Below are 13,600 nucleotides of genomic sequence, written 5' to 3'. Positions count from 1 at the left end.
CTATTAAATGGATTTTAAATATTCTACAAGGTCATTTTTATCTGTGGAGGACAATTGTAAACCAAAATGACTGTCATAATGTTCGATAACATCAAATAAGGTTGCAAAACGACCATCGTGATAAAAACCTCCTTTAGATCTGGCAAATAGGCCTCTTAATGGTGTAGTTCTGTAAAGTCCGGTTGGTGATCTTTCAGCTTCAAAGTCGTCAATACCAATTTCATCTGGAGCGTGCAGATTGAAGCCAGAATCTGTGAAAGTTGGTCCTACATGGCATGTAGCACATTGCGCAACTCCATTAAATAATACCTGCCCTCTGTTTGCTGCTTCTGGATTGAAACTTCCTTGAGGAGGTGTTGGCGCATTCAGTGAAAGTTGATACGCCTGTAAAGCCGGTAATTTTGGTGTGATTAAATCCGGACTATTTTGCACATTTCCGAAGTTATTTTCTGCAGCGATAGGAAATTTACTAGCATTATTTAAACGATGGTCTGTAAAGTTACCTAGTCCATGCATTTCGAGGTTTGCAACGAAGGCATTCCAGTATACCATATCGCCCCATCCTGTATAGGTTGCTAAATTTACACCTTGTAAACCATAGGCAGCAGGTATTAGATTCGCGGCAAAAGAACCATCAGGTTTTAATGCCTTCCCATCAATGGTTAAACCTGCATTAAATTTACCGGGTCCCCATCCGTTGAGAACGGCATTTACGGTTGGCACGTCCACGTGTAATAGGTCTGCCAGAAATTGTGCATTGTCTGTTAATGAGATTATTACTCCTACGTTTAGATCACGGTTAGGATAACCATCAAGGCGTTTTCCAATTCCAGGGGCAAAAGAATCATCGACGGTAGAATGGCATAGGGCACATGTAATCCCTACTGCGGTCATGTCGCCAGCATTGTTGAATGTTCCTTTAACACCCACAACCGAATTAAGTCTTAAAAGTTCGATCGTGGTTGCCGGATCGGTTAAATCTACTTCCCCAGCCAAAATTGCAGCCGCAACTTCTACCGGAATTGCCTCGGCATCCACTTTAAGCCCAACGGCTAGTGCAGTTTCAGGGCTTACACCGCTTCCATATCCACCATTTGCCTGACCCAAAATTGCTTTGTCAATATGCAGAACATCGGTCCAAAAAACTTCGTCGCCAAAAGTATCATGTCTAAAAACTTCCTTTCCCTGTGATACTAAAACAGGATCAAGGTGTAAGGTGTCTGTTTCGGTCACAACTTCGGTTATTGTTCGTATTTCTACATCATCATTGTAACAACTCGCTGTGAGTATAGCTAAGACTATTAAGGAAAGTAAACTGGATATTCTATTTTGTTTCATTGTAAGAGATTTGAAATTAGTTATTTGCCTATTGTGATTGTACCTTTCATTACCTTATGGAGTTTGCAAAAGTATTTTATGTCTTCGTTGATAACTTTCGACCATTTTTCTCCTTGGTTAAAAGGTTTTGATGTCCATTTTTCGGCAGATTCTTCGGTTACGTCATGTGGAAAAAAATCCTTGTTGATCCAAACAACTTTATCGCCCTTTTTAACAGTAAGGTTCGCCGGACTAAACTTCATCTTGAAAATTGTGACTGTATGAGTAACAGGCTCATCGTTTGAATAACCGGTATTAGTCGTTGATTTAAAACTCATAAGGAGTACGAGAACACAAATAAGAATAGCGAGAGCAAAGATGTATTTCGAAATGGATTGTTTATGGGTTTTCATTGTTCTAAATTTTACTTTGAACCATTTTTGCGTGATTTAAATGTGCTTCCAGGGCCGGTAATACTGCTTCTAGTAGAGCTTTTAATTCTTCATTTTCGGTTTCGGGAATTAACAATCCTTTTACAGCATCAATAACCGCCCGATGATATTCAACTTCGTTATCTATGTACGTTTTATCAAAATCTTTCTTCTTTACGGTTCTAAGTATTTTTAGCTTAGTCTCCGCCTGATCCAACAAAGATTGACTTACCGCATTGTCCTTAGGGTTTACGCCAAGTTTTTCGACCAGAGCAACGGCTTGTGAGATCACAGCGTTATGATCCTCGATCATTCTTGTAGCAAATTCGGTGATATCCTTGTTTTTAGAACGCTTTATCGCAATTTTAGCGTAATCTATATCGATCTGGTTGGCTACGACTGCCACCGAGGCTACTTCAGTATCGATCAATTTGGGTCCATTTTGGGCGATAGTAATGCCGGATACAGAAAGTAGGAGTAAACAAAGGAATAGTAGCTTAATATTGTTTTTCAATTTCATGATTTATGATTTTAAATTGTTTTGTCTTTTGATGCATTGCAGGTTCGGGGGTTACAAAATTTTCAGAATTTATCCATGGAATCGAAGAACTTCGTTTTCATCTTCTCTTTTTGGAACTTTCCACTAAAAAAGCTTGTTCTTGTAACACTTCTATTATCTTCCACGCCGCGTGACGCCACGCACAAATGATGGGCTTTTATGAAAACAGCTACGTCTTGGGTTTGAAGGATCTCGTTGAACTTTTGGCCTATTTCGGTTGTGAGTTTCTCCTGTATTTGTGGTTTACTCGCGATAAATTGTACGATGCGGTTTATTTTGGATAACCCGATAACGTGATCATTTGGGATATAGGCTATAGTGGCCTCACCAAAAAATGGCACGAAATGATGCTCACAGTACGAATACAGGGCGATTCGGTCCACCAGGATCATCTCGTTGTATCCACTCGTATTCTCGAACAAAGTTATTTTCGGAAAATTATTTTCGTTTAGGCCTCTAAATACTTCATTCACGTACATCTTAGCTACGCGATTTGGAGTTTCTTGCAAGCTTGGATCGGTTCGGTCTAACCCTAACGAATCCATTATTTTTGCAAAATGAAAGGCTATTACTTTTTGCTTATCATGATCTAACACACAAGGGTCTATTACTTGAGAGGTATTGGAATTATAGACCCCATTATGTGAAGAATTATTTTTATTGGTAGGCATAAATTTTAATTTACTATTTGAATAAAATTCTCTGAAACATTTAATGCTTTCAGGTCGTTTGATACGGATTTGAGAAAATTTTCAGGGCCACATAGATAAAAGTGTTGCTGTGTATCACTAATTATTTTGTTCAAGTAGGCAATATTCACATATCCTTTCGAGTGCCCACTTAATTGATCGCGGCTTAAGACATTGTAAAACTGAGATCCAATGATCTCGTTGAGCTCTTCATATAGAATTATATCTTCCGCCTTTTTATTTGCGAAAATCAATTTGTGACCGTCTATTTTGTTCTGTTCCTTTAGCAATCTTAAAGTGGGTATAAATGGCGTAATTCCAGATCCTGCCGCAATAAAAATTCCCGGCCCACAATACTTATAGGAACTCCAGGCTTCAGAGATCGATACAGCATCATTTATCTTCAACTGAGCCAGATGTGATGTAATGCCATGATGCTCTGCGTATACTTTAATAATGAACTGAAGATCACTGTCCTTCTTGTCACTACTTGTAATCGTAAATGGAGCCTTTAAAATATCCTTATCTTTATGTAGGGAAACTTCCACTGCTTGACCCAGGGTATAATTGAAGGAATCTGGTTTTCTTATGGATAACTGAAACACATCGTGCGTTAGCCATTTTTTTTCAAGGACTGTTGTTAAATAATTCAAAACCTTAGCTTATAAAAAATTAAAAAAAATTGTCGACCACCTTTTATAGCGGGCATCGCACCTTTAGATGAAGTTTACCGTGAAAGGTTACAGATCTTGTAACCTCAAGGAAAATTGTGCATCTAATGATAAATAATATCGATATGAATGCTAGCAAATCAACTAATACAGAGTTAAATGAGGCCCTTATTATTCAACATGTACTAAATGGAGAAATCGACTTGTTTGAATTACTTATGCGTAAATATAACCAGCTGTTATATAGAACGATCAGAAGTTATGTGGATATAGAGAATGATGTAGAAGACATTATGCAGGACACCTATATAAAAGCCTTCGAAAAGTTATACCAATTTAAGCATGACGCCAGATTTTCAACATGGCTAGTTAGAATTGGTATAAATGAAGCGTTGCAGAAAAAAAGAAAATCAAAATATCAGGCTATCTCTTTGCATCAAGAAGATACAGTACTTCAAATTGAAGATCGCACCATTATGAACCCTGAACTTAAGACAATGCATATAGAATATTCTAATTTTATGGAAAAAGCCATAGACGAACTCCCAGAGAAATATAAAATAGTATATATGCTCAAAGAAGTTGAAGGGTTAGGTATTTCCGAAATATCAAGCTGTTTGGATCTCACAAAAAGTAATGTGAAAGTGCGATTGCACAGAGCTCGAACGATGCTCAAGGATTCTTTATTAAATCTCACAGGATTTAAGAACATATTTGAATTTGGGGATTCAAAATGTGACAGGATCGTTGCCAATGTGATGGAATACCTCAATAAGAGGTATCCTAAGGTCTAGTTTAATAATTTTTCACCCCTTTTCCTTTACCTAAATAAACATACTTAGTCCGCAATTTAACATGCCTTCATTTTATTTAAAATGAAGGCAATTCTATTTCTTTTACGTTCAATTTAATTTTCTGGTAATCTGGCATTTTATGTAACCGAAAATCACTTTATGCATCCAAAAGTGGTAACTAAAATTAATAAGAATGGAATCAAAAACTTTAATAGTTAAAAAGTTGTTGTATTATACATTTGGTATAGTGCCTATAGTGGCCGGATTGGATAAGTTTACCAACATTTTAACCGACTGGTCACTGTACTTTTCTCCCGGTATGGCCGATGCACTGCCGATAGATGTTTCGGCAGTATTGATGGTTGTGGGGATTATAGAAATAGTTGCCGGAGCATTAGTGTTTGCTCGTCCGGCAATAGGAGCAATAGTTGTTATGGCCTGGCTTATCCTCATCGCTTTACTTCTAATTTTTAGTGGGATCTATCTGGATGTTGCTGTAAGAGACCTAGTCATGGCAATTGCAGCGTTTTGTTTGGCGAAACTTTCCTACCCGGTTTTAATAAAACCAAAAAATTAAAAACTAGCAATCTACTTATTGAGGTTGTTTATTTAAGCTAATATCGAATACTGGAAAACTTGCTTTTTCTTTATCGCCCGTTTGCAGTTCTTTATGGAAATTCATCAAATAAATTTGAAACTTTTCAAGTTGCCGACGGGCAATTTATTTGAGAAAAAATGGGAGATCCTTTTAAAGGATTTATCCCATAATAAAATTATATATACTATGATAAGATATAAAAATCTCCTTGTTATACTTTTATTTTTTGTGCTCTATTTCTATTTGGATGATCTGTATTTTAATAGGGTGAGAACATTTATCGATTCCTTTATCAATAACAAAGGAATAAGTCACAACCTTAGTTATTTGTTCTTTGGAATTCCATTAATTATTGGAGCCTCGATTGTTAGTAAACGGAAGAATATTTTTATAAGCCTAGGTTTAAGTCGATCAATTATTGAAGGCTTTACTTTTTCATTTCTCTGCACGGCGCCAATGTTTATTGGCTTTGCGTTTTTTTTCTCTGTTAATGTAACGATCAGCTTAAATGAGTTTTTAATTTCGTGTATTGCAGCTGCATTTTTTGAAGAGCTTTATTTCCGTGCATATCTTTTTGGCTTACCATTTAGATTTACCCGCCTCGGATTTATCCCATCAATCATCGCCGGTGCATTGTTGTTTGCAACTATACATTTATATCAAAGTCAGGATGTGGCGACTTTAGTTGGTATCTTCTTGACCACTTTTATCGGGGCTATTATTTTCGCATGGGTTTATGTTGAATGGAAATTTAATATTTGGGTACCTATTGGCCTGCATTTCTTTATGAACCTTTCATGGTTATTATTTGCCGTGAGTGATAACGCATTAGGTAACACCTACGCGAATGTATTTAGAATTGTGACTATTGTTTTAATTTTTACGCTTACGGTTTTTTATAAAAAACTTAAGGGAAAACCGTTTTATATCACTAAAAGCACAATTTGGATGCAAAACGACAAACAAATCGCTTAAATCGAAATATGAAGTGTTGATTGCTATAAATTTAAAAACCAGACAATTATATGTCTGGTTTTTAATTGGAGTGAATTGAATTTTACAATTTATCGAATTGTTAAAATATTTTCTAATTACTCAGTCTCTTTCTCCGTCGTCTTAAAAGTATAACTCACACCTACCATCACCATGGAGGTGGTCATATCATAAGACACCTCGCTACCGGGAATGGCTCCATAGGGAGGATAATTGGCTATGAACAGTGGATTTAGTAATGGCCCCGAAGTAGCTCCGGCGCTCGAACCGTAATGGTATACACCATCAAGCCTTACAGCATCGCTGACCTCGTAACTGAGACCAAACTGAAATGCATTCTCTATTATGGCTGTTGCCGGGATATTGAAGAATGCCACATCACTCTCGATTGGGTTGGAACTGTAAGTATATCCAAGACGTAATGGAAGTTTTTCAACTCCTTTATATTGAATACCCGCCGAAATTATACTTATATTCTTCCATCCAAATCCCGCAACAGAAGCGGTGGGTGTCCATCCCGTTTCCGAAAATCCATCTGTGTTTTCGTAATCAACTAATCGGTAATCGAGGGCGATGTCGAAATCGCCTTCAGAAAAACCAGCACCTACCGACCAGATGGCAGGATAATCCATATTGAATTTATTGGTTGCGGTAGCACCATTTAAATAGGTATTATCGAATTCGAAATCGCCGAAATACTGCGTGGTTTTATAGGAAGTACCAAACTTAAATCCTACACCTGTGTCGTAATAAAGACCTATTTGTGCACCAAATCCTAATGCAGTGGCTTTATCTGTGGAAGGATAACCTGCAAGAGTAGGGTTAGCTGTTGGATTTGGCATTAGTTCCAGAGTTGCGTAATCGAATGTTGGTTGAATACCTATGGAAAACTGTTCCGAGATCTCATAGGCCCAGGCGAACCCGATCTGTAATAGAATATAGTCTGATTCGATTCTTCCAAAACCACCCATACTTTGGGGTGTGTTAATAGGGTTTAAAGCGTTTTCTGGAAAGGTCACACCAAAACCACTAATACCAAATGCAGATGCCCCAAAGGTATGCTTACTATCGTTTGCACCCCATACCATTGCCAGGGCCGGCATAGGAGAAACACCACGGTCATCTTCTGTTACACCGCTAAAGAATTGTCCTGTGGGTTGACCCATATCATCGAATACAGGAACTGTCGAACTAAGTTCGGGTGAAGAGAAGAAAAGTCCGATATCGAACTTTAATATGTCTTCATTGAAGGTTGAGATAGTAGCCGGATTCCAGTGCAGGGCACCCGAGATATCTGTGGGTTGTCCGGTCGCCGCACCACCCATAGACATGTTTACAGAGCCAACGCCCTGCATGATGTGACCTGCCTGTGAATAGACTGCTATTGAGAACAAGAACACCAGTATGCTTACGAAGTTTTTCATAGTTTATGATTTTACAACTCCCGTAAAATTTTGTCCTATTCAGGGAAAGAATTTTACGGCGTAGTTGTGATTAATATTCAGTGATCGTAACAAATCTATTGCCGAGAATTTTCAAGATATATGATCATTGTCATTGACGCGATCTTCATTGTCCTCTGGAATTAGAATCATGACGAAAGTCATAAATATTCTATGGGAACGCTCTTAATTTTACTCCGTAGAAAGCCTGAGGAAGAACCTTCAGCAGACAAAAAATTAACGCATGAAAAACTTAGTAATTCTTGGAGCCGGTACAGCAGGTACCATGATGGCGAATCATATGATTAAAAAACTTCCGAAGAAAGAATGGAAGATCACAATTGTAGATCAATATAAAACACATTATTATCAACCGGGGTTTTTATTTCTGCCGTTCGATATTTATACCACGAAACAGGTAAAGAAGAATGGCAAGAAATTTATTCCAAAAGGGGCCGAATATATTCAGAAGAAAATAGAACTCATTCAACCCGAAACTAATACGGTTATTCTGGAAGACAAGGACAAATTAGAGTACGACATACTAATTGTTGCAACCGGGTCGAAAACAGCTCCAGATGAAATTGAAGGTATGAATGGCCCAATGTGGTATAAGAATATCTTCGATTTCTACACCTACGAAGGTGCTAAGGCATTGCGAGATAAATTGCGCGAGTGGGAGGGTGGTAAATTAGTGGTTCATATTACCGAAATGCCTATTAAATGTCCGGTAGCTCCTCTGGAATTTGCCTTCCTGGCCGATTCGTATTTCAAACATAAAGGAATGCGAGACAAAGTAGATATTACCTTTGTGACCCCTCTTGGAGGTGCTTTTACCAAACCTACAGCCACTAAAACACTACATTATTTATTGGAAGAAAAGAATATTAAGGAGGTAACCGACTTCAATATTGAACGTGTAGATTACGAGAATAATAAGATTATCGACTATGCAGATAAAGAAGTAGAATACGACCTTCTGGTCACGGTACCTACCAATATGGGTGATGCTTTGATTGAACGTTCGGGAATGGGAGACGATCTTAATTTTATCCCTACAAATAAAGGATCTCTTCAAACTTTAGACCATGAGAATATCTTCGCAATTGGTGATGCCACTAACATTCCTGCTTCCAAGGCCGGATCTGTGGCTCATTTCGAGGCCGAAATCTTGACGGATAATATTCTGCGCTTTATCAAGGGAGAGGAACTAAAAGAAGAATTCGATGGCCATGCAAATTGTTTTATCGAAACAGGAAACGGTAAGGCCTTGTTGATCGATTTTAATTATACACACGAACCGGTGGAAGGAACATTTCCATTTCCCGGTGTAGGTCCGTTACGACTGCTTAAGGAGAGCAGAGCCAACCACATGGGTAAAATGGCTTTTAGATGGGTCTACTGGAATATGCTGATAAAAGGGGTACACATTCCTTTTGTTTCTGCGACCATGAGTGAGAAAGGAAAGAAGTTTCAAGAAGTTAATTAATAAATATATACGACCATGAAAAAGTTAATTGCACAACGCGAGATAGATGTAAACGAAGAAGGGTATCTTCTGGATTTTAATCAATGGGACAAGGAAATAGGGAAATCTCTTGCAGATGAAAACTCTATTTCACTCACAGATCGTCATTGGGAAGTGATAGATTTTCTACACGAAAAATACCGCAAAGAAGAACCTTTATCTATACGAGGCATTAAAAAAAGTGGAGTGATAGATATAAAGGAGTTTTATAGTCTTTTCCCCGGAGGTCCTTTAAAAGTATCTACACTTATCGCCGGAATACCGAAACCTAAAAGTTGTATTTAACGACTTTTGACCGAATTATAATTTAAATTTTATATCATGAGTGATACCAAGGTTAAAAAAATGCTCTTTATACTGTCTAAAGGAACGATCGAGAACGCCTATGCTGCATTTGTAATGGCAAATGGGGCGAGAATGGAAGGAATTGAATCTGAGATCTTTTTCACTTTCTTTGGTTTGGAGGCAATTCAAAAGAAAAAACTGGAACACCTGCGTGTTGCCACTGTGGGTAATCCGGCATTACACATGCCTACTATGGTTGGCGGATTGCCGGGAGTAGAAGCATTAGCCACAAAAATGATGAAAAAGGAAATGGAGAAACTGGATATGCCACCTGTAGGAGAATTTTTAGAGATTCTATCAGATTCAGGGTGTAAGTTATGGGGCTGTAAACTTGCCATAGATATGTTCCATTTGGAAAGAGAAGATCTTATAGATGAATTAGATGGAATCTTGACCATAGGCGATTTTTATGCGAGAGCAGATCAGGAAGGGACTCATTTATTGTTTATATAGTTGTTTTGACATATTTGATTAATTGAAAAAAGTGACACTTAAAGTGTCACTTTTTTTTCAGGAATATTATTAAGATCAATCCCTATAGCAGTCAATTTTCAATTTCACCTTGTTCAGGAGGTTGTTTTAACTCGTTTCATTTCTCTGCTACAGCGATCCGAACCGGAATCTGAATAGACATTATTCTCAATAGTAATTTCCACTTTTCTCCAGGATTCGTACCCGGAGGTATCCTTCCATTTTACCTTTCCAGTATAGGTACCCGTACCTTTCTGCATCACTTCATATCCTATCTCGTCTTTGGTGAATTGATAAGTTCCAAGTTTACCCAGGGCCGTATATCTACCTAAATACTTGCCTTCATCATCTTTCGTAAAGGTTACGATACGTCCATCACAACCCTCCCATGAGCCAACGATCGATTGTGAGGTGGAAGGAACTTCTGCAGTGGGTGACACCGATTTACAATTAACCAGAAGTACGGTTGCACAAGCAAAGATTAAAAATTTCGATACATACTTCATCGCTTAATCCTTTCGTTGATATTTCTCCTTCATAAACTCAAAGTACATATAACCGAAACGGTCGTACCAGTCTTCTACACCAAATTTTGCTTCACAAATATTTAGTTCCATCATATCGTCGGCCAACGACTGGATGAGTTCATTGTATTTATTGTCATAAGCCGCCTGCAGTTCTTCAACTGATTTTTCTATTTTAATTCGTTCCGCCTGCCAGGCCATTCCGGCTACCCCGTGCACACCTGAAGTATTATCCCCAAAAGCTATAGCCGCATCGGTGAATTTTTTGGTACATTTATAAATGGTCGCCAATTGTTCGAACACGTAACGGGTTTGATTAAATCTTCTACGTGCCTCCATGAAGCAACTTGCACATTCTTCGTCTTGTTCTTCCAGTATTTCGCCTTCTTCATCGAAACTTAGATCTGTACAGATCGATGGAATTGTGGGGCTTCCTGCAGGGGGAGTAGAACTAAGGCAGCTGCTCAATCCGGTATATGAACTGTACAATGCCTTGACCGAGGTCCATGCACTCCTTATCTTGGTGATATTCGCGTTGATATCCCCAATAGTTCTGTCGACTGCACTTCTTTCACTTTCAAGTATTTCCAGTTTTCTTAATAAATTTGCATGAGTGCTTTCCACTCCTGTTTTATAGTCCTCGAATTGTGCCATAGTGAGAAAGACACCGCCATCACCCTGTGCATATGCGCTAAATGGCATGGTGAAGAGCAGCCATAGAATAATTGTCGCCTTTTTACTTTTATTTCCAAGTAGTCTTCCGGCCAGGAAGGCGATGACAAGTACGGCCACACCTAATAATATATATAGCATTGTATTGCTGCTTTCGCCATCACCCGAATTTTCCGGGGAAGCATCACCTCCAGATTTCATTTCACTCTTCTTGATCTTTCTGAATGCACTGCCCAGATATCCTTTTTTCTCAGGGCTGGCAATTACAGCGATACTGTAAAGGGAATTACTTGGTTTATCAGTTTCAATTTTTATCCCAAAACTACCTTGCGCCCTAAGTTTGAAATTGACTGTATTGTCGGGCGAGGAATTTGTTTGTTTTTCATTCTTATCGTCATTCCAGATGTCCTGGTTCAAACTTACTTTTAAAGGACTACCATCTATACTGGTTACCAGTACATCTACCATCTGAAACATGGTGTGTCCGGTAGCGTAATGATAAGTGGTTGAATCGGTTATTCGATTGAAGAACACTATACCCTTTTCACCTTCATGACCACTTCGGGTGTCATCTGTTAACTTTAGCTCAATGGGCTTAATCTCTTTATCAAGAGTAAAGGGCTGCGCAAATGCAGGGAAGGCTCCAATTAAAAATAATCCCAGCATCAAAAAGGTGAATGGTCGTTTCATAATGAATGTCTTTTACGTTAAACGTTAATTACTTAGGTCTAATTTAAGACATTTTCAAGCAGGCCCTATAAAAGATATGTAACCAATACCCTGACATATGTAACCTTTGGCTCTATTGCGAGTATTCTGCCTGATTTGATTGCTTTTTTCTAAGATTTTGAATCGAAAGTGTGGCCTTGGATAGTGGTAAAGGCAGATCAGGATTTACAGAATCCTAATAAACCCTCCTTGTAAATCAAAAAGTGAACACTTCGTGTTGCTGTTTTCACTCTAATCGATTTATAGGATTTACAGAATCCTAATAAACCCTCCTTGTAAATCAAAAAATGAACACTTCGTGTTGCTGTTTTCACTCTAATCGATTTATAGGATTTACAGAATCCTAATAAACCCTCCTTGTAAATCAAAAAGTGAACACTTCGTGTTCTCCTTTTTTTATCCCCGCTCTCTTAACTGAATAAATTCAGTACGATCTCGGGAATAAAAAAAGTGATGCAGTTTGCATCACTTTTTGATTAAGTCGGGATGACAGGATTTGAACCTGCGACCACACGGCCCCCAGCCGTGTACGCTAACCGGACTGCGCCACATCCCGAATCGTCTGGCAAAAATAACCATTTTAATACTTCAAACAAATTAGATTGAAGTAATAGATAAAAATATTCTAATGATCCTGAGAGGGGCACGCTTCCCTCACATATATCCAAATGAAAGCTTAACTGCTCTTCAATTTTAGCATAAAGATCAAACAGTTATAAATCATTTTTGTACCAAGTTGCAATATTCATGATTGTGTTTGGCAATATTTTAACTAAAATTTGGTTCTTAGCTTCTAGGGGCCAGTGATTTAGCCGCTTTTCGTTGTTTAAAATATTTTAAATTTTAACAATAGGATGACATTCTATGCTATATCTTCGATGCGTTTTTAACCCTTAAATAACCAATGAATAAAAGATCAATTTTTATAGTAACATTTTTAATGACTATATCCACCCTGGTTGCTCAAAATCAGTTACCACGCAGCACCAAGGATAGCGATATTAAACCATTGCGTACTTTACTCAATGCCGACTTGCAGGCGCAGCTCGACAAAGAATTAAAATCGAATCCTACATGGAAGAACCTAATCGATCAAAAAAAGATGGCGGTAGGACTGGTAGACCTAAGTAACCCTAAGCAAACCAAATTTGCAAGGATAAATGGTAACCATATGATGTATGCAGCAAGTCTTCCAAAGATCGCAGTACTTCTGGCCTCCATGGATGCTATCGATAAAGGCGAACTGAAGGAAACAGCAGAAGTTAAAAAGGATATGCGACTTATGATAAGTAAGTCGGATAACAGCGCGTCTACGCGTATGATCGATCGCATTGGATATGAGAAGATCGAGGCCGTAATGACCGATCCTAAATACGAATTCTACGACGAGGATTATGGTGGAGGCTTGTGGGTAGGAAAGCGCTACGGTGGCGGTGGTGACACAAACAGGGAACCATTAAAGAACCTTAGTCACGCTGCAACTGTAAGCCAGGTATGCCGTTTTTACTATTTGCTTGCACATGGAAAGCTGGTAAATGAAAAACGCTCAAAACAAATGCTGGCAATCATGGAAGATCCCGAATTACATCACAAATTTGTGAATAGTCTGGATCAAATTGCACCAAACGCTAAATTGTACAGAAAATCCGGATCGTGGAAAACCTATCACTCAGATTCTGTCCTGGTTTGGGGTGTAGATCCTAACCGCAGATATATTCTGGTTGCATTGGTTGACGACCCAAATGGGGAACAAATTATTCGTAATCTGGTTTATTCTGTAGAGAATATTATTCAACGACACCCAAAAGTTTCGGTTCGATAATTAATATGTTCTGAG

General features: G+C 38.4%; 15 protein-coding genes and 1 tRNA gene. 7 read left to right on the top strand and 9 right to left on the bottom strand.

Annotated features, from left to right (window positions below):
- Window positions 1–3: 3 nt before the first annotated feature.
- From C5O00_RS00530 to C5O00_RS00510, 5 genes are all read right to left on the bottom strand, one after another.
- Entirely contained in the window at window positions 4–1,338 is a 1,335-nt protein-coding gene (locus C5O00_RS00530) for a hypothetical protein (protein ID WP_105213967.1), read from the bottom strand.
- A gap of 20 nt (window positions 1,339–1,358) precedes the next feature.
- Window positions 1,359–1,730 (bottom strand): plastocyanin/azurin family copper-binding protein, encoded by a 372-nt coding sequence (locus tag C5O00_RS00525; protein ID WP_105213965.1) that lies wholly within the window; start codon window positions 1,728–1,730, stop codon window positions 1,359–1,361.
- A gap of 4 nt (window positions 1,731–1,734) precedes the next feature.
- Window positions 1,735–2,268: a DUF4142 domain-containing protein gene (locus C5O00_RS00520; RefSeq protein WP_105213963.1), complete on the bottom strand. Its 534-nt coding sequence runs from the start codon at window positions 2,266–2,268 to the stop codon at window positions 1,735–1,737.
- A 62-nt stretch (window positions 2,269–2,330) separates the two neighbouring features.
- Window positions 2,331–2,978, bottom strand: a complete 648-nt coding sequence (gene folE / locus C5O00_RS00515) for a GTP cyclohydrolase I FolE (RefSeq protein WP_105213961.1) — start codon at window positions 2,976–2,978, stop codon at window positions 2,331–2,333.
- 5 nt (window positions 2,979–2,983) lie between these two features.
- Complete coding sequence (locus C5O00_RS00510) at window positions 2,984–3,649, bottom strand: FAD-binding oxidoreductase (RefSeq protein WP_105213959.1); 666 nt, start codon at window positions 3,647–3,649, stop codon at window positions 2,984–2,986.
- 143 nt (window positions 3,650–3,792) lie between these two features.
- Here C5O00_RS00510 and C5O00_RS00505 point away from each other — a divergent pair, with 143 nt between their 5' ends.
- The 3 genes from C5O00_RS00505 (at window position 3,793) to C5O00_RS00495 (ending at window position 6,034) form a co-directional block, all read left to right on the top strand.
- Complete coding sequence (locus tag C5O00_RS00505) at window positions 3,793–4,461, top strand: RNA polymerase sigma factor (RefSeq protein WP_105217531.1); 669 nt, start codon at window positions 3,793–3,795, stop codon at window positions 4,459–4,461.
- Window positions 4,462–4,654: 193 nt separating this feature from the next.
- On the top strand, window positions 4,655–5,038 hold the full coding sequence (locus C5O00_RS00500; protein ID WP_105213957.1) for a hypothetical protein: 384 nt from the start codon (window positions 4,655–4,657) through the stop codon (window positions 5,036–5,038).
- Window positions 5,039–5,386: 348 nt separating this feature from the next.
- Window positions 5,387–6,034: a CPBP family intramembrane glutamic endopeptidase gene (locus tag C5O00_RS00495; protein ID WP_244593004.1), complete on the top strand. Its 648-nt coding sequence runs from the start codon at window positions 5,387–5,389 to the stop codon at window positions 6,032–6,034.
- Between the two features lie 116 nt (window positions 6,035–6,150).
- On the opposite strand, the gene C5O00_RS00490 is transcribed toward C5O00_RS00495, so the two are convergent.
- Window positions 6,151–7,476, bottom strand: coding sequence for an OmpP1/FadL family transporter (locus tag C5O00_RS00490; protein WP_105213955.1), 1,326 nt, complete (start codon window positions 7,474–7,476; stop codon window positions 6,151–6,153).
- A gap of 262 nt (window positions 7,477–7,738) precedes the next feature.
- On the opposite strand from C5O00_RS00490, the gene sqr reads away from it, so the two are divergent.
- From sqr to C5O00_RS00475, 3 genes are read left to right on the top strand one after another with little or no spacing between them, the layout of a single operon-like run.
- The gene (gene sqr / locus C5O00_RS00485; protein WP_105213953.1) at window positions 7,739–8,983 is read left to right on the top strand and encodes a type III sulfide quinone reductase, selenoprotein subtype; all 1,245 of its coding nucleotides are present in this window, start codon (window positions 7,739–7,741) and stop codon (window positions 8,981–8,983) included.
- Between the two features lie 15 nt (window positions 8,984–8,998).
- Window positions 8,999–9,307, top strand: coding sequence for a TusE/DsrC/DsvC family sulfur relay protein (locus C5O00_RS00480; RefSeq protein WP_105213951.1), 309 nt, complete (start codon window positions 8,999–9,001; stop codon window positions 9,305–9,307).
- A gap of 36 nt (window positions 9,308–9,343) precedes the next feature.
- Complete coding sequence (locus tag C5O00_RS00475; RefSeq protein ID WP_105213950.1) at window positions 9,344–9,820, top strand: DsrE/DsrF/DrsH-like family protein; 477 nt, start codon at window positions 9,344–9,346, stop codon at window positions 9,818–9,820.
- A gap of 113 nt (window positions 9,821–9,933) precedes the next feature.
- Here the strand turns inward: C5O00_RS00475 and C5O00_RS00470 are convergent, their stop codons facing one another.
- From C5O00_RS00470 to C5O00_RS00460, 3 genes are all read right to left on the bottom strand, one after another.
- The gene (locus C5O00_RS00470) at window positions 9,934–10,344 is read right to left on the bottom strand and encodes a hypothetical protein (RefSeq protein ID WP_105213949.1); all 411 of its coding nucleotides are present in this window, start codon (window positions 10,342–10,344) and stop codon (window positions 9,934–9,936) included.
- Between the two features lie 3 nt (window positions 10,345–10,347).
- The gene (locus C5O00_RS00465) at window positions 10,348–11,724 is read right to left on the bottom strand and encodes a hypothetical protein (protein ID WP_105213948.1); all 1,377 of its coding nucleotides are present in this window, start codon (window positions 11,722–11,724) and stop codon (window positions 10,348–10,350) included.
- 520 nt (window positions 11,725–12,244) lie between these two features.
- Window positions 12,245–12,319: transfer RNA gene (locus tag C5O00_RS00460), tRNA-Pro, on the bottom strand.
- A gap of 348 nt (window positions 12,320–12,667) precedes the next feature.
- Between C5O00_RS00460 and C5O00_RS00455 the strand changes: the two genes are divergently transcribed.
- Window positions 12,668–13,585 (top strand): serine hydrolase, encoded by a 918-nt coding sequence (locus C5O00_RS00455; RefSeq protein WP_105213946.1) that lies wholly within the window; start codon window positions 12,668–12,670, stop codon window positions 13,583–13,585.
- The last annotated feature ends 15 nt before the right edge of the window (window positions 13,586–13,600 follow it).

Origin of the sequence: Pukyongia salina, from assembly GCF_002966125.1 — a bacterium.
GTDB classification, from domain to species: Bacteria; Bacteroidota; Bacteroidia; order Flavobacteriales; family Flavobacteriaceae; genus Pukyongia; species Pukyongia salina.
Note: the sequence above shows the minus strand (reverse complement) of the source record. Positions and strands in the feature narration are given on the sequence as shown.

Coding starts and splice junctions, on each gene's coding strand:
- C5O00_RS00530 (WP_105213967.1), bottom strand. CDS start 1,338: ATGAAACAAAATAGAATATCCAGTTTACTTTCCTTAATAGTCTTAGCT.
- C5O00_RS00525 (WP_105213965.1), bottom strand. CDS start 1,730: ATGAAAACCCATAAACAATCCATTTCGAAATACATCTTTGCTCTCGCT.
- C5O00_RS00520 (WP_105213963.1), bottom strand. CDS start 2,268: ATGAAATTGAAAAACAATATTAAGCTACTATTCCTTTGTTTACTCCTA.
- folE (WP_105213961.1), bottom strand. CDS start 2,978: ATGCCTACCAATAAAAATAATTCTTCACATAATGGGGTCTATAATTCC.
- C5O00_RS00505 (WP_105217531.1), top strand. CDS start 3,793: ATGAATGCTAGCAAATCAACTAATACAGAGTTAAATGAGGCCCTTATT.
- C5O00_RS00500 (WP_105213957.1), top strand. CDS start 4,655: ATGGAATCAAAAACTTTAATAGTTAAAAAGTTGTTGTATTATACATTT.
- C5O00_RS00490 (WP_105213955.1), bottom strand. CDS start 7,476: ATGAAAAACTTCGTAAGCATACTGGTGTTCTTGTTCTCAATAGCAGTC.
- sqr (WP_105213953.1), top strand. CDS start 7,739: ATGAAAAACTTAGTAATTCTTGGAGCCGGTACAGCAGGTACCATGATG.
- C5O00_RS00480 (WP_105213951.1), top strand. CDS start 8,999: ATGAAAAAGTTAATTGCACAACGCGAGATAGATGTAAACGAAGAAGGG.
- C5O00_RS00475 (WP_105213950.1), top strand. CDS start 9,344: ATGAGTGATACCAAGGTTAAAAAAATGCTCTTTATACTGTCTAAAGGA.
- C5O00_RS00470 (WP_105213949.1), bottom strand. CDS start 10,344: ATGAAGTATGTATCGAAATTTTTAATCTTTGCTTGTGCAACCGTACTT.
- C5O00_RS00465 (WP_105213948.1), bottom strand. CDS start 11,724: ATGAAACGACCATTCACCTTTTTGATGCTGGGATTATTTTTAATTGGA.
- C5O00_RS00455 (WP_105213946.1), top strand. CDS start 12,668: ATGAATAAAAGATCAATTTTTATAGTAACATTTTTAATGACTATATCC.